The sequence below is a fragment of the Pseudomonas sp. SDT291_1_S447 genome, from assembly GCF_054070155.1.
The window spans coordinates 23,070-40,682 of the sequence record NZ_JBSVXS010000015.1 but is presented as its reverse complement, the minus strand read 5'-3'; the positions used below and the strand labels follow the sequence as shown (position 1 = coordinate 40,682).

At 59.3% G+C, this 17,613-nt stretch carries 16 protein-coding genes; 8 read left to right on the top strand and 8 right to left on the bottom strand.

Features of this window, described 5'->3' with window-relative positions; genetic code table 11:
* Positions 1 to 54 precede the first annotated feature (54 nt).
* Positions 55 to 1,056, bottom strand: coding sequence for a FecR family protein (locus tag ACW9IR_RS07935; RefSeq protein WP_102900960.1), 1,002 nt, complete (start codon positions 1,054 to 1,056; stop codon positions 55 to 57).
* A 152-nt stretch (positions 1,057 to 1,208) separates the two neighbouring features.
* Here ACW9IR_RS07935 and ACW9IR_RS07930 point away from each other — a divergent pair, with 152 nt between their 5' ends.
* Positions 1,209 to 1,478 carry a PepSY domain-containing protein gene (locus ACW9IR_RS07930; RefSeq protein WP_102900961.1) on the top strand — a complete coding sequence of 90 codons (270 nt, stop codon included), beginning with the start codon at positions 1,209 to 1,211 and terminating at the stop codon, positions 1,476 to 1,478.
* 55 nt (positions 1,479 to 1,533) lie between these two features.
* On the opposite strand, the gene ACW9IR_RS07925 is transcribed toward ACW9IR_RS07930, so the two are convergent.
* Positions 1,534 to 6,405, bottom strand: a complete 4,872-nt coding sequence (locus ACW9IR_RS07925) for a dermonecrotic toxin domain-containing protein (RefSeq protein ID WP_457462588.1) — start codon at positions 6,403 to 6,405, stop codon at positions 1,534 to 1,536.
* Positions 6,406 to 6,611: 206 nt separating this feature from the next.
* Between ACW9IR_RS07925 and ACW9IR_RS07920 the strand changes: the two genes are divergently transcribed.
* Positions 6,612 to 7,670: an Ldh family oxidoreductase gene (locus ACW9IR_RS07920; RefSeq protein WP_095118758.1), complete on the top strand. Its 1,059-nt coding sequence runs from the start codon at positions 6,612 to 6,614 to the stop codon at positions 7,668 to 7,670.
* A gap of 173 nt (positions 7,671 to 7,843) precedes the next feature.
* Here ACW9IR_RS07920 and ACW9IR_RS07915 read toward each other — a convergent pair whose 3' ends face one another.
* Complete coding sequence (locus ACW9IR_RS07915; protein WP_007917413.1) at positions 7,844 to 8,161, bottom strand: DUF883 family protein; 318 nt, start codon at positions 8,159 to 8,161, stop codon at positions 7,844 to 7,846.
* Positions 8,162 to 8,315: 154 nt separating this feature from the next.
* Here ACW9IR_RS07915 and ACW9IR_RS07910 point away from each other — a divergent pair, with 154 nt between their 5' ends.
* Positions 8,316 to 8,570 carry a hypothetical protein gene (locus tag ACW9IR_RS07910; protein ID WP_007917411.1) on the top strand — a complete coding sequence of 85 codons (255 nt, stop codon included), beginning with the start codon at positions 8,316 to 8,318 and terminating at the stop codon, positions 8,568 to 8,570.
* A gap of 4 nt (positions 8,571 to 8,574) precedes the next feature.
* Here ACW9IR_RS07910 and ACW9IR_RS07905 read toward each other — a convergent pair whose 3' ends face one another.
* Positions 8,575 to 9,483: a LysR family transcriptional regulator gene (locus ACW9IR_RS07905; protein ID WP_457462585.1), complete on the bottom strand. Its 909-nt coding sequence runs from the start codon at positions 9,481 to 9,483 to the stop codon at positions 8,575 to 8,577.
* An 84-nt stretch (positions 9,484 to 9,567) separates the two neighbouring features.
* Between ACW9IR_RS07905 and ACW9IR_RS07900 the strand changes: the two genes are divergently transcribed.
* On the top strand, positions 9,568 to 10,491 hold the full coding sequence (locus ACW9IR_RS07900) for a carbon-nitrogen hydrolase family protein (protein ID WP_102900964.1): 924 nt from the start codon (positions 9,568 to 9,570) through the stop codon (positions 10,489 to 10,491).
* Positions 10,492 to 10,627: 136 nt separating this feature from the next.
* On the opposite strand, the gene ACW9IR_RS07895 is transcribed toward ACW9IR_RS07900, so the two are convergent.
* The 4 genes from ACW9IR_RS07895 to ACW9IR_RS07880 form a co-directional block, all read right to left on the bottom strand.
* Positions 10,628 to 11,173 (bottom strand): GNAT family N-acetyltransferase, encoded by a 546-nt coding sequence (locus ACW9IR_RS07895; protein WP_457462582.1) that lies wholly within the window; start codon positions 11,171 to 11,173, stop codon positions 10,628 to 10,630.
* Positions 11,174 to 11,226: 53 nt separating this feature from the next.
* Positions 11,227 to 11,700 (bottom strand): LEA type 2 family protein, encoded by a 474-nt coding sequence (locus tag ACW9IR_RS07890; protein WP_102900966.1) that lies wholly within the window; start codon positions 11,698 to 11,700, stop codon positions 11,227 to 11,229.
* Between the two features lie 65 nt (positions 11,701 to 11,765).
* A complete protein-coding gene (locus ACW9IR_RS07885; RefSeq protein ID WP_016982855.1) occupies positions 11,766 to 13,232 on the bottom strand; it encodes a nucleobase:cation symporter-2 family protein in 1,467 nt (488 codons plus the stop codon).
* 263 nt (positions 13,233 to 13,495) lie between these two features.
* Entirely contained in the window at positions 13,496 to 14,548 is a 1,053-nt protein-coding gene (locus ACW9IR_RS07880; protein ID WP_150708804.1) for an aldo/keto reductase, read from the bottom strand.
* A 201-nt stretch (positions 14,549 to 14,749) separates the two neighbouring features.
* Between ACW9IR_RS07880 and ACW9IR_RS07875 the strand changes: the two genes are divergently transcribed.
* From ACW9IR_RS07875 to ACW9IR_RS07860, 4 genes are read left to right on the top strand one after another with little or no spacing between them, the layout of a single operon-like run.
* Positions 14,750 to 15,466, top strand: coding sequence for a helix-turn-helix transcriptional regulator (locus ACW9IR_RS07875; RefSeq protein WP_457462579.1), 717 nt, complete (start codon positions 14,750 to 14,752; stop codon positions 15,464 to 15,466).
* Between the two features lie 51 nt (positions 15,467 to 15,517).
* On the top strand, positions 15,518 to 15,859 hold the full coding sequence (locus tag ACW9IR_RS07870) for a nuclear transport factor 2 family protein (protein WP_457462577.1): 342 nt from the start codon (positions 15,518 to 15,520) through the stop codon (positions 15,857 to 15,859).
* Between the two features lie 22 nt (positions 15,860 to 15,881).
* Positions 15,882 to 16,997 carry a cell division protein ZapE gene (gene zapE / locus ACW9IR_RS07865; RefSeq protein ID WP_457462575.1) on the top strand — a complete coding sequence of 372 codons (1,116 nt, stop codon included), beginning with the start codon at positions 15,882 to 15,884 and terminating at the stop codon, positions 16,995 to 16,997.
* Between the two features lie 17 nt (positions 16,998 to 17,014).
* Positions 17,015 to 17,596 carry a DinB family protein gene (locus tag ACW9IR_RS07860; RefSeq protein ID WP_110718707.1) on the top strand — a complete coding sequence of 194 codons (582 nt, stop codon included), beginning with the start codon at positions 17,015 to 17,017 and terminating at the stop codon, positions 17,594 to 17,596.
* The last annotated feature ends 17 nt before the right edge of the window (positions 17,597 to 17,613 follow it).

Below are 17,613 nucleotides of genomic sequence, written 5' to 3'. Positions count from 1 at the left end.
TGCTGCGTGACCTGAGAACAAACTGAAGGCCGCATCCCGCAAGGGGCGCGGCCTTCAGCTTTTTGGCGGTTGTTGTGGCATCGGGTTGATCACTGGGTTGCCTTCCTTGTTGCGCGTCAGGTAGACGGGCAAGACTTTGGGCAGGGAGTTGGCCAGGTTGTTCAACTCTTTGATGTTGTAGATGCCGCCCACTCTGATCGAGCCTGTGCTGTTGTCGGCGAGCATCAACGGTCTGTCGAGGTAGCGGTTGATCAGAGGCAGGGCTTCATTGAGCGCCAGATTGTCCAGCACCAGTTTGCCGTTGCGCCAGGCCAGCGAGGTATCGTTGGGATAGGTCTGGCTGATCTGCGGCATGTAGTCGCCCGGTTTGTAACGCGCCTGCATGGACGGCCCCAGACGCAGGCCATCGCCTGGCAATGCGCGATTACTCGTCACCAGCACCGAACCTTCGATCAGGTTGACACGTACCTGGTCTTCATACAGCCATACGTTGAAGCGCGTACCGGTCACGCGAATGTTGCCTTCGCCCGCACGCACGACAAACGGGTGCGAGGCGTCGTGACTGACGTTGAAGAACACCTCGCCTTTTTTCAACGTGACTCGTCGTTCGTCCTTGTAATTGCTGAAGGTCAAATCAGTGTTCAGATTCAACTCGATCTGACTGCCATCGCTCAGCGTGACCTGACGCACATTGTCGGTGGCACTCAAGTGCTCATAACTGTCGGGTACCCAGCCCAGATTCCATCCGGTGTAGGCCGCCAGCGGTAACGCGAGCGCGCAGACACCGGCCGCTATTGCGTACTGGCGCAACGAACGGGACGGCTGCTGAAGCGGCACAAGCGGTGCGGATTCCGGGCGTGGCAGATGTTCGGCGACGTCCCAGATTTCCAGCATGGCTTCATACTCGAACGCATGCAGCGGATGAGCATCGTGCCATTGTGTGAATGCGCGACGTTCTTCTTCCGTGCAATCCGCGGCGTGCAGACGCATGCACCAGTGCGCAGCGGCATCGGTGATCGCATCGTATTCGGCTTCCGAGAGAGTGTCTTGGGTCATTGAGTCGTCCTGATTTCGCACATTCTAACCTTTGCGGGAAGTTGCCGAGAACAACAGTCATGGCATTTACCCATCAAAGTGGAACTTATTTTTCGCTCAAGCACCCAAAAAGCAGGACGCCAATGACTACTATCCATAAATGGAGTGAAAAAATGATCAAAAACACGTTTGCTGCACTGATTGCCACTGCCAGTTTGCTAAGCGCCGGTGCTGCATTCGCCGACAAACCCGGGGCTGGCTGGGTCACCATCGAGAAAGCCATCGAAATCGTGAAAACCAAGGCCGGGTACGTCGAAGTCTACGAAATACAAGCCGACAACGACGGTTACTGGAAAGGTGAAGGGCGCAAAGCCGACGGCGTGGTTTACGAATTCCGCATCGACGGTGCATCGGGCAATGTACTGCGCGATCAGAAAGACTGATTCCCAGGGCCGCAGAAAAGGCGCAGGTCACGACCTGCGCCTTTTTTTGTGTTTGTCAGGGCGTAACTACCGGATCGAGTTGCCGGCCCATCTCGCAGATCAGACGCGCGATCGAGTCGGCGTTGTGCAGGATGACGTCGATACGTGCATTGGGCGAAAGCCGATCAAAAAACGCGTTGCGTGCGTCATCAATGGTCGGGCTGCCGGTGAGTGCGAGCAGTTTTTTGCTCATATCCTCAGCCGCGGGAAATTTGTCCAGATCGACGTACGAGCCGCGTTTCTTGCTCCAGCGCGCGAACAACTGATCTTTGGGCGTATTCAGCGACAGCGCCTTGTTCTGAAAATCTTCCAGTACATCCCTCATATCCCGCCCATAGGCGGTGAGCGTGTTGATCAGATCAGAAAACGGCCGGCGCGCTTCCACAACGGCGAAATCCTCGGTGGCGGCGAATTGATGGGACAACTCGTGGATCAGTGTTGCCGCCTGAGCGTGGCCATCGACATCGAAGGGTATCGTCAGGTTGCCCTTGTAAAAACCGAGTTTCTGATCGAAGAAGTGCTCGGTGAAGTGCACCATTTTGCGCCGGTCATTGACCAGCACGAACGCGATGGCGGAGGACATGGCGGTATTGGACCCAACCACAAAGCGTTCGGTGTCCATCAGGTCATCGCTGGGGTCGACCAGGGCATTACAGATCGGCACGATGGCCTTGTGAAGCTTGGCCAGTAACGCTTTGTCGATGTGATCAACGCCGAAAAACAACCTGAGAAAACCGTCCAGACGGGTGCCCGGAACATTGGCTTTCAGCTGGGCCAGATTATGCAGGCTGTTGAAGGCATAGAAACGGGCCATGTCGACCGCTTGCTGGATTTGCAAGGCTTTATCGGGATGGCGGCGGCGAATCTCGTTCATGCCAATGGCTTCGATTTCAAGCAAGGCTCGGCGGATGGGCTCCACGGCGTATCGCTGGTGCAGTTTCGATATCGCTTTGCCGTAGTGAACCGCGTAGCGCTCTGGCGCGAGCAAGAGCCGCGAGCCACTCAATCGTAATGACGGCCCGGGCTTCTCATCGCCGAAGATCTGCCAGACGGCGCCCGGTTGGTCGACCTGATGAACCTTGCCGGCAATGGCCGTATAAAGGCGTTTATTGATCGGATTTTCGTAGGTGCCGTTCTTCGCGTCACGCTTGAGGTCTTCAAGTGCCACGGCCGACGTTTCAAAAGGCTGCAACTCGGTGCGCGAGGGTGAGGTCATCCTGATCTGTGACCAGCTTGGCGCGACCAGCGCGGGCGAGCTTTCGACCGCGCTGGCGTCTTCGTCAGTGACTCGAGTGATTGGCAGTGTTTCAGTCGCGGTTTGTGCCGTTCTCGGGGGCGTGGCTTGCGTTGCTGCCGATGCCTCTGCCGTCAGGCGCCCCAGGCTTATCATTTGCACCGCACCGGCGATAAATGACTGCAGTGCTTGCGTCCAATGATGATCCTGCAGATTTTCTGCCGAATCCTTGAAGTCCTTGTAGGCCTGCCACAGAAATGTCACGTACGAAAGTTTGCCGGGCAGCAGACCCGAGATCAGACTGGTGCCTTTGCCGAACAGGTTTTTGGCTGCTTCCCAGTCGCTTTGAGCGCTGGCTGACGACTGGCCCTTGAGCAATTGCGGCAACAACTTGAGGTTGTCGCTGAAAAACCTATGCAACAGGTTGCCGGTGATGGTGTTACCCGCAAGTATCATTTCGCTGACCTCGCCAGCGCTCGACTGCAACAACCCTCGAAATACCGATTGCTGTGCCGACGGCAATCGACGAATCAGCAAGTCCTGAAAAATGCCTGGCGTATTGATGGCCGCGATAACACTCGCTTCGTCGACAAACTCGCGAAACACGTCTTCTGCGTACGGGGCATACAGCACCAGCGGCCCCGGATGCCCGCTGCCCGGGCCGATCATATACAGGCCCAGTGCTTCGACCGCAGTCGAGCCCGCGGTTTTGATCAGCGACAACGGATACACGATGGCGTGGGCGCCTTCGACCGTCTTGCGTGCGATGCCATCCGGGATGTCCAGCACTTGGCATATGCAGTCGAATGCGCTGGCAGACAATTGTTGTTGCAGTTTCAAACCATGAGCGTGCTGCAGCAATTGCCAGGGCAGCTGTCGCAAGAAGCGCTGCTTGCGCTGCGTGGCCTCGGCATCGTCCGCAGAGAGGGCAGCGGTGATTTTTTGTGCAAATGTCGTGGGGATCTCCAGTGACAACAGCAGTTGTCTGACCGTCGCCGGATCCAGATTGGCCGGTAGCGGGGTAGTGGTCCTGGAGGCGACTTTGAAACCGGTGCCCTGAGCGATATTGATATGGTTGAGCGCAAACTCGGGCAGCGCGCGGGCAGGACCGGCCAGGGCGAGGTCAGGAATGATCTGGATGTCATTCGGATCGACCCGGCTGCCTGCAAATCGATTGTCAAGCAGCGCCTTCAACCTCTGATGTACGTAGTCGGCCAGCGTAGGCAAACCGCTGAGATAGTCCTTATGGTCGACAACACTGCGACGCCATTGCTCAAGCAGTTCGAGGTGCAACTGTTGCTCCTCCACCGGTGCCATGCCCAGCCAGGCCGGAAGTGACTGTTGTTGATCGATAGCGTTGGCCAGATGAATAGTGCGCAGCAGATTGGTATCGAAGGCCGTTTTTGTCAGGTAAGCAAGCGCCGAGGTCAATCCGGCCCGACCTTTGAATCGCGCACGAACTTCTTCACAGCGTGCGATGAAGTGTTCAATGCCGGACTGCACGCGGTTATCCAGAACACTGTCTTCAATCAAGCGCAAGGTGCCCAGCGTGTATTGCCGATGGTACTGGCGCTCCTGAGGCAAAAGATTTTCCAGCAATGACAGGCGTCCAATCCGGTCTTCGAGCCGCTGACCCAGTGCCAACCGGGCAGCGCGAATGCTCTCGAAGGCTTCCAGGCCCAGTGCCGGAGTCCAGACCATCACTCTGCCCGAGTGCAAGTCGTCGAGGCCGCCGCGTTCGGTCAGCAAGAAGCAGTGGGCCAGCGACAAAGGCGCTTTCGCCTCAGGGGTTTTCAGCGTGAGTGACCAGGCATCGGGTCGAAAGCCGTTGAGTGAGTGCCGATTGTCGCGTCTGGTGTGATCGGGATTGATCACGGTGTCGACGATCATCTGCTCGGCAGATTTCAACGAGCCACTGAGCACTCGCAATGCCGCTTCTGCGGTCACGCCGAGAAAGAGTGAGTGGGCCAACCGTGATTTCATGTTTTCCAGATAGTGGCGTTGCTCTTCGACGTGAGTAACAGGCTGAACTTTGAAGGAACTGGCGATCAAGGGCTCGATGTCCTGGCAGGTTTTCGCCACGGCGGCGGCTTTCTGCGCGCGAACCTGCGATGGCTGTTGAACACCGGTCAGCACCGGCCGCGTAGACCAGCGTGCCGCGGTTTCCATTTCCAGCAATCGCTGATGAAGCATGGCGCGGATATCCAGGGCTTTGTCGAACAGGGCATGGATATCCACGCTGCCATCGCTGTGACGGGACACCTGCAAAGCGTATTCGATGTTCTGCCGCTGCTTGGTGATAATGGCCTCGAACAACACATTGAAGATCTCGCCGCCGACGCTTTCTCCAGTGACATGAGGCCGGTCAAAGCCGATAAAGCGTTGGCGTTCTTCAAGGTTCAACAACCCGTACAGTTCGTCCTCGTGCCCGGCCGCATGGAACTTGCTCAATACGGTGTCCTTCAGATCCTGGTAATCCTTGAGTACCTGCAGACCCATGGTCGGCGTGTACAGGAAGGCGTTGGCGTGACTGATCATCAATGAACCTGCAAGCTCGACATAGTTGGGTTCGTACTCCCACAGACGCACGTTTTCGATGGTCGGGCGCCGGGTCGGATAGGCTGCCGGACGAATCATCTGATGCAGGGTGGCAAACTGGCTGGCGTCGATGATGTTGGTTTCGCGCTTGATCATCAGTTCGGCACGGGCCTGTTCCTCAAGCGCCTCACCAAAGAATTTGCGCCTTGGCGCCCCCGTGGCAGAAGGCGCGTCCCAATAGCGCTCCATCTCGCGAAACAGCAGGACCCGCAATTTGTTTGCGGCCTGTTTGACGGCATCTTCCCAAACGCCCTGATCGTTATCGAACGGAGCACGCTGGGAATTGGCAAATTCATGCAGCTGGCCCGCTGGCCAATCCTGGTTGCGGTAATACATCAGCACCGCTTCACTCAGGCTTACTGAATCGTGCCAGTGTCTGGCCGACCTGGCCGCCGCCACGGGGGCGCTGCCGTCAACGGGCGCATGGGTGTAGAAGTTGACGCGAGTCAGCGCCTGATTGATGTTGGGTAAACGGACGCGCAACAGATCATCGAGGATTTTTTCCACCAGGGGTGTGAGCGCCGGCAGCCGCTTCAACTCATCAAGCATGGCCACGGCGTTTACTTGCTGGGCCGCGAGAATGTGGTTTTTCTGGCTTTCGAAGATGTCGCCTCTGATCGTTTCATACGTCAGCGTGCGGTGCGTCTGCTCGCTGACTTTGCGGCGTTGAGCGAGCGAAAGAAACGCCAGCAGCGGGTCCTCTTCCTCGGCCACCTGCAGGCGTTTCTCAAGCAGTGTCTTCAGGATCGCAAGGCTTTCGTATTTTTTGATGCCGTCGTACGGCGTGTACAGGATCGCACCTTTGTCGTCTGGGGGTTCGCTGAGGATAAAACTGCCGGCCAGCGGTATGGGCTTTGCCGCGCCGACTTCGATGTAAATGCTTTGCGCGAGCATCGGTGGGGATTGTTGATTGCGTAGCGCGTGAGTGCTCAGCTTTACATGAGCCAGCCAGTCGAAGTCCTTGCTGTTGAGGCTGTGGGTTTTGCCCAGTTCTTTCCAGAGACCGGGGAAGTTCAGGGTTTCGGGGAACAGGAGCGGGGCAGCGGGCTCAGGCATTTTCGAGTCTCGGTAATAGCGCGATGGGCGCCAGAAATGAGGCTCAAGGCTAGGCGCAAGGGACGGCGCTCAGGTGGTAGATAGTTATCGCTCGCAGTTTTTTGCAGTCGGCCAAGGGTTGACAGAGAGCAGGGGGGGCGTGGTTAATCGCTGGGCAATTTGTTCGTACGCTGGTGTTCCCTCCAATAATTACTCTGGAGCTTCAGATGTCTGCGCCACACGATCATGTCTCTGCCGCCGCTTCGTCGGTGTTATCACTTGAAGCATTGACGCAACTGCTTGAAACGATTTTTTTGCGCCACGGCACCTCTGTCGAGGTCGCTCGGGTGTTGGCCGCCAACTGCGCCGGAGCTGAGCGAGATGGCGCGCACAGTCACGGAGTGTTCCGTATCCCCGGTTACGTCTCGACTCTGAAAAGTGGTTGGGTCAACGGCCACGCCGTGCCGCAAGTCGAAGATGTCGCCAGTGGATTTGTGCGGGTGGACGCCGGCAACGGGTTTGCTCAGCCTGCACTGGCGGCTGCACGGTCGTTGCTGGTGGAAAAGGCCCGTGACGCCGGGATCGCCGTCTTGGCGATTCGCAACTCCCATCATTTCGCCGCGCTGTGGCCGGATGTCGAGCCGTTTGCCGATGAGGGGCTGGTGGCGCTCAGCGTGGTCAACAGCATGACCTGCGTGGTGCCACACGGCGCCGACCGGCCATTGTTCGGCACCAATCCGATTGCCTTTGCTGCGCCGCGGGCCGGTGCCGCGCCGATTGTCTTCGATTTGGCCACCAGCGCCATTGCCCATGGCGATGTGCAGATCGCCGCGCGCAAGGGCGAACGGCTAGCGGCCGGAATGGGCGTAGACAGCCTTGGGCAGCCGACCCAGGATCCGCAAGCGATTCTCGAAGGCGGTGCGTTGTTGCCGTTCGGTGGCCATAAAGGTTCGGCGTTGTCGATGATGGTCGAGTTGTTGGCGGCAGCGCTGACGGGGGGCAATTTTTCATTCGAGTTCGACTGGTCCAATCATCCCGGGGCGAAAACGCCATGGACCGGGCAGTTGTTGATCGTCATCGACCCGAGCAAGGCTGCCGGGCAGAGTTTTGCCGAACGCAGTGGCGAACTGGTGCGGCAGATGCACGGCGTTGGGCTCAAGCGGTTGCCGGGCGATCGTCGGCATTGGCAGCGCAGCAAATCGTTGGCTGAGGGTATTGTGCTGGATGCGCAGACGTTGGCGCAGTTGCGTGAGTTGGCGGGGGAGATCGAAAGGCCCTCACCCTAACCCTCTCCCGGAGGGAGAGGGGACTGACCGAGGTGAATGGGAGATGTGCGCCGACGTGAGAGATCGAGCTGAACTCGGGTTTTGAAGGCCCAGAACTGGTTCAAAACCGGCAAAAAAATGCAGGCATAAAAAAGGCGAACCCCGCGGGTTCGCCTTTTTTGTGTGCGTTTGACTCAGCGACGGCCGAGCAGCAAACCGACCACCAGACCGAAACCGGCGGAGATCGCCACGGTCTGCCATGGATGACCGCCGATGTAGCTTTCGGTGGCATCGACCGCCGGTTTGGTGCGATCACGTACGCTCGAGACCGAGTCCAGCGCCTGCTGCAGTTTCAGGGCGATTTGTCCGCGCAGCGTTTCCGCTTCTTCGCCGACCAGTGAGGCGCTGCTCTTGAGCAGTTTGTCCGACTCTTGAATCAGAGCCTGAAGTTCGCTGAAGGCCTGATCCTTGATTTGATCTTCGGCGGCTTGCACGGCGGATTTGCGGGCCATTGGGTGACTCCTTGCAGTTGAATGGACAGTGATCAATGGAGTGTGGCGCTGAGTAAAAAGTTGCACTGAATTTAGGTCAGAAACAAAAACCTGCGCGGGAGATTTCCGTCGAGCGTGTAAGATGTCGCCATTTTACGCAGCAGGATAATTCCCCATGAGTTTCAATCTGGCCGACAAATCCCTCGCAGAGCGCGCTGCGCTGGAAGACGAGAAATCCCGTCTGTTCGAACTCTGGCAGAACAATCTGGGCAAAGCCAAAGGCGAAGCCGCGCGTTTGTTCGGTGAGCGCGGCAAGCGCAAAGGCAAATGGGCCGAGTGGGTCCGCGCCGAACTGGACGGCATGTCGCCGCCGGAGTTCGCCAACATGGTGCGCAGTGAAGTCAATCGCCTGATGGCCGCCAACAAGTAACACCTCAGGTGAACGTCGCGGCGATCGCCTCGCGCACTTTGACCACCACCGGATCGATCTGCGTGCTGGTGCGCCAGCCCAGTTCGATCGGGTAACGCGGCAGCTGCAGCGGGCAGGGCAACAGTGCCAGGCCACTGAGCGCGGCGATACTTTCGGCAGCATGCGTCGGAATTGTCGCCACCGCGCGACTGCCCTTGAGCAGGTACGGCAGCGCGGCGAAATGCGTGGTCGACGCGCACACCCGGCGACTCAGGCCCAACGCCGCCAAGCCCTCATCGGTGATCCCGATAAAACCGCCGGACGACACCAGAATGTGCTCGCGGGCGACGAACTCCTCAAGATCGATCTGCTGCTGGCCGGGCGCCAGGCTCGCCGGATCGACCAGACACGCATAGCCACCTTCGCCCAACACCTGACGACTGAGCAACCGTTCGGCAAAACCACCGGCGGTGATCGCCAGGTCGATGCTGCGATCCGTCAAGGCGCGAGCGACGATCTGGCTGTGGGTCTGGCGAAAGATCAGGCGCAACTTCGGTGCGCTGCGAGCGATTTCCCCGATCAGCCGGCGACCGTAGGCAATCTCGAAGTCGTCCGACAGCCCCACGGTGACCGAACGGCCATCGTATTGATTGGCTGCCGGGTCGACCATTGCCAGGCTTTGCCGACACTTGTTCAGCGCTTCACTGACCACCGGTTTCAATTGATTGGCCTTGAGTGTCGGTGCCAACCCGCGCCCGGTACGCACGAACAATTGATCGCCATAGACATCGCGCAACCGACGCAGCGCCGCACTGACCGCCGATTGCGTTACGCCCAGACGCAGCGCTGCGCGGCTGGCGCTGGATTCTTCATGCAGGGCTTCGAAGACTTTCAGCAGGTTGAGGTCGATGGTGGCGATATTCATTTGGCTCATATCATTCAGCAGCAAATGGGGCTTTATTCATGATCGCGTGGCGCCGCAGAATCAGCAACATCCGAACCTGATGGAATCACCGCAATGGCCAAATCTATTGTTGCTGCGCTGCAAATCGGCGCTTTGCCCGAAGGCAAAGACGCCACCCTTGAACAGATTCTGAGTTGGGAAGGCGCGATCATCGAATCCGGCGCGGCGCTGGTGGTGATGCCCGAAGCACTGCTGGGCGGTTATCCGAAAGGCGAGGGTTTCGGTACGCAACTGGGTTATCGCCTGCCAGAAGGGCGCGAAGCCTATGCCCGATACTTCGCCAACGCGATCGATGTGCCGGGCGCCGAAACACAAGCGCTGGCGGCAATGTCGGCGCGAACCGGGGCAAACCTGGTAATCGGTGTGATCGAACGCGGAGGCAGCACGTTGTATTGCACGGCGCTGTATTTCGACCCGCAGGGCGGGCTTGTCGGCAAACACCGTAAACTGATGCCGACCGGCACCGAACGGCTGATCTGGGGCAAGGGCGACGGATCGACCTTGCCGGTGTTTGACACCCAGGTCGGCAAGCTCGGCGCGGTGGTGTGCTGGGAAAACATGATGCCGCTGCTGCGCACGGCGATGTACGCCAAGGGCATTGAAGTCTGGTGCGCGCCGACCGTCGATGAGCGCGAGATGTGGCAGGTCAGCATGCGTCATATCGCCCATGAGGGCCGTTGCTTTGTGGTCAGTGCGTGTCAGGTGCAGGCTTCGCCTCAGGCGTTGGGCGTTGAAGTCGCCAATTGGCCGGCGGATCGGCCGTTGATTGCCGGTGGCAGCGTGATTGTCGGGCCGATGGGCGATGTGCTGGCGGGGCCGTTGCGCGGGGAGGCGGGGTTGCTCACGGCTGAGATCGACACCGATGAGCTGGTGCGGGCGCGCTATGACTACGACGTGGTCGGCCACTATGCGCGGCCGGATGTGTTTGAGTTAAGTGTGGATGAGCGGGCCAAACCGGGTGTGCGCTTCAACACATAGGGTACTGCCTGACACCGAACCCTGTAGGAGTGAGCCTGCTCGCGATAGCGGTCTGCCAGACACCATAATCGTTAACTGACAGATTGCTATCTCGAGCAGGCTCACTCCTACAATGGATCGGTGGTGTGTCTGGAAATCAGTGGCGCTTCAGCCACTCTTCGCGGGTGATCTCCCAAATCTCCCGTGGAAAACGCCCACCGACAAAATCATCTTCATCGCTACGAATCAAGCGCATCCCCGCACGCTCCGAAAGCCTGCGCGAGCCAATGTTCGGCGCCGCTTTCGGCACGCGCATCAACGGGCGTTGCAGAACGTTGAACCAGTAATCGGTCACCACTGCGCAGGCTTCAGTCATCAATCCCTGACCTTGCCACGCCGGCGCCAGCCAGAATCCACGGTGGTTATCCGTCTGATCCATCAGGCTGATCTTGCCGATCAATTGCTCCGGTGCCGATTTCAGGCGAATCGTCCAGTGCCATTCCTTGCCCGCCGCGACCGCCGGCAAGGCAATGTCGCGCAGATAGGTTAGGGCGCCATCGTCCGGGTACGGCCATGGCACGGCCGCGTTCAGATAGCGCACCACGTCCCAATGCGGAAATTCGCGTTGCACGGCTTCGGCGTCGGCCAGTTGCAATGGGCGCAGGATCAGTCGTTCGGTGTACAGCGTCGGTGTGTCTTCCATAAACCTGCAGCCTCCATGAATGTCTTTAAGGGACGAAGCAGGCTAACGCATTTTTACCAGGTCGCGGCACTGGCCTTGGGCAAACTGAGCTTGCCGCTGTCGACGAAACGCATGGTGCCGAACAAGCCACCGGCAAGTTTGCCGCGCAGCACGTAAGGCAGGTTGTCGAGGGTTTGCGTCTGACTCAGGCCCAGCGTCTGACGCAGGACCGAGAACGCCGAGATGCTCACGGGGACCGTGACGATGCTTTCGGAAAAGCGTGGGATCGAGCCGCTTTGATCGCTGACACCGGAGGCCAGTGAATGGCCGTTGACCTCAAGATCCAAAGCGATGCCGTTGTAGTCGATGGCCGTCTCATTGGGGTTCTGTACGCGTAACTTGATGGCGAAACGTACTTCCAGATCCTGGCTCGGCAATGGTTCGAGGCCGACCACGTTGATGTTCACCGGGTCTCGGTTGGGGAACAGCGCACAAGCGCTGAGGGACAGCAGCAGTAACGACAGAATGACGGCTTGGACGCGGCGCATAAACGGTCTCTCAAAAAAAGGGCTGAACCGTTGCTGGCTCAGCCCTTTCTGTTAAAGGCCAGACGTCAGCGGTTCAACTGTGCGACAGCCGCCGCTGGGGCAGGTTCACCTTTGGCCGGCATGTCCGGGTTTTCCATGACCTGAAGAATAGAAGCTTCCGGGTCGAAATCGTCTTCCTCCAGCTCGATGAATTCTTCGGGCAGGAAGATGTTCAGCACGATAGCGCACAACGCGCCGACGGTGATCGGCGATTCGAAGATGTTGCGCAGCGCTTGCGGCAGTTCGCGCAGGACTTCCGGCACCGCCGCGATGCCCAGGCCCATGCCCAGCGAAATCGCCACGATCAGCATATTGCGCCGATGCAGGCCGGCCTCGGCGAGGATCTTGATCCCGGCCACCGCGACGGTGCCGAACATCACCAGTTCAGCGCCGCCAAGCACCGGTTTCGGCATCAGTTGCAGCACCGCGCCAATCATCGGGAACAGCCCCAGCAGCACCAGCAAACCGGCAATGAAGAAAGCCACGTAACGGCTGGCCACGCCGGTCAGCTGAATCACGCCGTTGTTCTGCGCGAAGGTCACCATCGGCATGCTGTTGAACACCGCAGCCATGGCCGAGTTGAGGCCGTCGGCGAGCAGGCCGGATTTGATCCGGCGGATGTACAGCGGGCCTTTGACCGGTTGCCGGGAGATCATCGAGTTGGCGGTCAGATCACCCGCAGCCTCCAGCGGCGACACGAGGAAAATCACCGCGACCGGCACGAACGCCACCCAGTCGAAGTTGAAGCCGTACTTGAACGGCACCGGCACGCTGACCAGCGGCACTTCAGGCATGGAGGCGAAATCCACCGTGCCCATCAGCCACGCGACCACGTAACCGAGGGTCAGGCCGATAACGATCGCGCCCAAGCGCAGAAACGGCACGTCGACACGGTTCAGCACAACGATGGTGCCGATCACCAACGCTGCGAGGAAGATGTGGCTGGCTGCACCCAGATCAGGCGCGCCGAAACCGCCGGCGATGTCAGTCATCGCCACTTTGATCAGCGACAGGCCCATCAGGGTGATGATGGTGCCGGTGACCACCGGGGTGATCAGCATGCGCAGCTTGCCGATGAACTGGCTCAGCACCACCTCGATGAAGGCTGCGAAAAAGCACACGCCAAAGATCGTCGAGAGGATTTCATCGGTGCCGCCACCGCGCGCCTTGACCATGAACCCGGCACTGAGAATCACGCTGATAAAGGAAAAACTGGTGCCTTGCAGGCACAACAATCCCGAACCGACCGGGCCAAAGCGCTTGGCCTGAACGAACGTGCCGAGCCCGGAGACGAACAGCGCCATGCTGATCAGGTAGGGGATTTCGCTTTGCAGACCGAGGGCGCCGCCCATGATCAACGTGGGAGTAATGATGCCGACGAAACTGGCCAACACATGTTGCAGCGCGGCAAATACGGTGGCAGTCAGGTGCGGGCGGTCGTTGAGGCCGTAGATCAGGTCGTTGTTGCGCGGGGCTTTTTCAGAGGCGGTCATGATGATTTACGCGCCGCGAGGCGGGGCCGGGTCAGAAAATGGAGGCGCAGGATGCCGGAAGAGGGCGGCGAGGGCAACGAGCAATAACTGCCTGAAAGGTCAGGTTTTATTGGCCGCTATCGGCAAAAGCCTTGTAGGAGCTGTCGAGTGAAACGAGGCTGCGATCTTTTGATCTTGAAAAGCAGAATCAAAAGATCGCAGCCTGCGGCAGCTCCTACAGGGAGTTGAAGGCACCTGGTAAATCCCTATGGGAGCGAGCCGGGTCAGGCCACCGGGATGATCGGCAGGTCCAACGTCTGCGGGCCGGTAAAGCGAGGTGTGGCACTGGCAATCGTCTCGTGCGGAACACCGGCCGGCACGCTGCTGCTGTCTTCCAGCCGAGCCATTTGCTGTTCGCTCAGTTGCACCTCGAGTGCGCCGAGTGTGGCGTCGAGTTGTTCGCGGGTGCGCGAGCCGAGGATCGGAATCAGCGCGGTCGTCGAGCGCCGGGCTTTTTCGCGAAGCCAAGCGATGGCGACGTGAGTTGGGCTGGCGTCGATTTCTGCGGCTACGGCCAGCAACGTATCGAGCAGGGCGGTTTCGCGGGCGCTTTTTTCCGCGTGCACGAGCATGCCGAGTTTGCTCGCACGGTTGTTGTCATCGCCACCGCGATACTTGCCAGTGAGGAAACCACCGGCCAGTGGCGACCACAGGGTCGCCGCCAGCCCCAGCGCTTCGGCCATCGGCAGCAATTCGCGCTCGGCAGTGCGCTCGGCGAGGCTGTACTCGACCTGAATCGCTGCAATTGGCGCGAAGCCGCGCAGTTCCGCCAGTACGTCGGCGCGGGAAATGCGCCATGCCGGGAAGTTGGATAGGCCGGCATAGTGAATCTTGCCGGCGCGCACCAGGTCATCAAAACCGCGGAGGATTTCTTCCATGGGGGTCACGCCATCGGTCACGTGCGCCCAGAACAGATCAATGTGATCGGTGTTCAGGCGTTTGAGACTTTCCTCAACCGCGCGAACCATGTTTTTACGGCTGTTGCCGGTGTGGGAAATACCGTCGGCCGGGGTTGTGCCCATGCTGTACTTGGTGGCGATCACCAGCCGATCACGTTCCGGCGCAATGAATTCGCTGAGCATCGACTCCGATTGCCCGCCCTGATAGCCATTGGCGGTATCAATGAAGTTGCCGCCAGCATCGAGAAAACCATCAAAGATCCGCTTGGCTTCGTCACGTTCGGCGCCGTGACCCCAACCGGTGCCAAAATTGCCGGCGCCCAACGCCAGTTCAGAAACACGCAGACCGGTCTTGCGGCCAAAAACCTTGTAATGCATGGCAACGCCCTCGATGGAAATTCGCTTGATATAAAAAATTACGATCGAAATATTGCGCCAATATGATGCCGGTAATATTGGCTGTCAAGACGCTTGCCGCTCAACGGTCAGGCCTGTCATTACAGTCGTTCGGCTCCTGCCATTTTCTGACACTAGCCTCTGCTAAGCTCCGGAATCTTTTCCCTCCAGAGTCTGCACATCGTGTCACGTACCACTCGTCTTTTGACTTTGCTGCAAGTGCTGCGCGGCAAGAAGCGCCCGGTCACGGCGGCGACTCTGGCTGCCGAGCTGGAAGTGTCCGAGCGCACGCTCTATCGCGATATCGCTGAGCTGACCGCGCTCGGCGCGCCGATCCATGGCGAGGCGGGGATCGGTTATGTGCTGCGCAGCGGCCTGTTTCTGCCGCCACTGATGCTCAATGCCGATGAGACCGAAGCCATTGTTCTCGGTTTGCGCTACGTCGATCAGCGCGGTGACGAAGTCCTCGGCAAAGCGGCGGCGGATGCGCTGGCGAAAATTGCCGCTGTGCTCGATCCGCAGGCGCGGGAAGCGCTGCGCAATCCCACGGTGATGCCGGGCCCACCGGGCTATGGTTTTCCGCAAAACGCCGTGCCGTTGAACGTATTCCGCCATGCCATCCGCGACCAGGCCAAACTGCACATCGCGTACGCCGACGCGCAACAGGTGTCCAGTCAGCGACTGATCTGGCCCTTGGCGCTGGGCTTTCTCAATGAGGTGCGGATCATCGTCGCGTGGTGCGAATTGCGCGGCGCCTACCGCACGTTTCGCACCGACCGGATCAGCGCTGCCACCCACCAGGGCGAGGGTTATCCGGGACGGCGCAGCGACCTTTTGCGCACTTGGCGCGAGCAGATGCAACTGGATGAAAGCGGGCGCTTCACTCCTGACAAAAACTGACGCAACACTGTTTTAGGATGCTCGCAGAACCAAACAAAAGGAGCTGCAACCATGTCCCATCCCGTCTCTGCGCTGGCCCCGGCGATCGCTGCGTATATCGATGCGGCCAACGCACGCGATACCTCCAAGGTCGGCAGTTTTTTTGCCGAGGATGCCAACGTGTTCGACGAAGGCCAGCATCAGGTCGGCCCGCAAGCCATCGCACAATGGATGCAAGACACCGGGCAACGCTATCAGCCACGGGTCGAAGTGCTGGACGTGCAGCAGCGCACCGGCAAGGTGCTGGTGCACGGGCTGATTTCCGGAACCTTTCCCGGCAGCCCGGCGCAACTGCGCTACACGTTTCGGTTGAACGATCAGGGGAAAATCGCCCGACTGGATATTTCCCTGTAATCGGCGTGGCATACTGCCGCGCATGAATTTCGACTCCCCCCTCAGCGCCTGGCAACACGCCGTGCAACACAAGGGTTTCATCCAGGATGAAGCCCAGGAACACGCGGTCTGGGCACTGCAAAAATGCCATGAAGCCCTGCACGCCGGTGCCCGTTCGGTCAGCGGCGTTTATCTGTGGGGGCCGGTCGGGCGTGGCAAGACCTGGCTGATGGATCAGTTCTATCAGAGCCTGCGGGTGCCGGCGCGACGTCAACACTTTCATCACTTCATGGGCTGGGTGCATCAGCGCTCGTTCCAGTTGACCGGGATCGCCGATCCGTTGCGCGCGCTGGCCAAGGAGCTGGCGGCCGAGGTGCGGGTGCTGTGCTTCGATGAATTGTTCGTGAACGACATCGGTGACGCGATCATTCTCGGTCGGCTGTTTCAGGTGATGTTCGACGAAGGCGTGGTGATCGTGTGCACGTCCAATCTACCGCCGGACGATCTGTACGCCGATGGCTTCAACCGCGATCGCTTTGTGCCGGCAATTGCCGCGATCAAAGCGCATATGCAGGTGGTGGCAGTGAATGGCGCCGAGGATCATCGTCTGCATCCGGGGGCGGGGTTGCAACGCTACTTTGTGGCCACATCCGGGGTCAGTGCGCTGGACGAAGTTTTTCAGACACTGACCGCCGGGCAAGCGGCCAGCAGCGAACCGGTGTCGGTCGGGCATCGCCGGTTGAACGTGGTGCAGGCCAGTGAAACGGTGGTGTGGTGTCGCTATGCGGATCTGTGCGAGCAACCGTTCGCCGCCATGGATTTCATCGCGCTGTGCGACCGCTACACGGCTATTCTGTTGAGCGAAGTGCCGAATCTGAGCGCACAGAAACGTGAGGGGCGCATCGCGCGCGGCACTGAAGATGGCGCGCAACGGGTCGTGGCCGGTGACCGTGAGTTGCCGCAATTGTCGGTTCACGATGACGGTGTGCGGCGTTTCATCGCGCTGGTCGACGAGTGCTACGACCGCAAGGTGCCGCTGTACATCGAGGCGCAAGTGCCGATGGATGCGCTGTACACCGAGGGTTATCTGGAATTCCCGTTCCGCCGTACCCTCAGTCGCTTGCAGGAGATGCAGCTGCAGCGTTTTGCCGAAGCTTGAGTGAAGAGGGCGCCGACATGAGCCAAGCGTTATCCCATCATCTGCTGACCATGGCTTACCAGAATGCCTGGGCCAATCATCGGCTGGCCAAAGCCTGGACGCAGCTTAGTGCGACGGATCTGGCGGCGCCTCGGGTGAGTTTTTTTCCGAGCATTCGTCTGACTCTCAATCACATCCTCACCTGCGACTGGTTCTACGTCGATGCGCTGGAGCGCGAGCTGCGCGGGGCCGAGCCGCATCCTGACTGTTATGTGTTTTTCAACGCGGACGAACCGTTTACCGAGGGCGCGCAGCTGCGCGAGGAGCAGGCTCACGTTGATCGGCGGCTGATTGCTTATTGCGAGCAACTGCGCGATGCCGATCTGACCAGGATCGTCACCATCGCCCGTGACACGCCGCAGCACGAGAGTCGTTTGCGTATGCTTTCGCACCTGTTTGAACATCAGCTTCATCACCGCGGGCAGGTGCATGCGATGCTCAGCGATACCGTGGTGAAACCGCCGCAACTGGATGAGTTTTTCTGTGTCGGCGAGAGTGGCCTGCGCGCCGGGGATTTCGCCGAACTGGGCTGGACTGAAGAGTTGATCTGGGGCCACTGAAAAAGCCAAAGATCTTG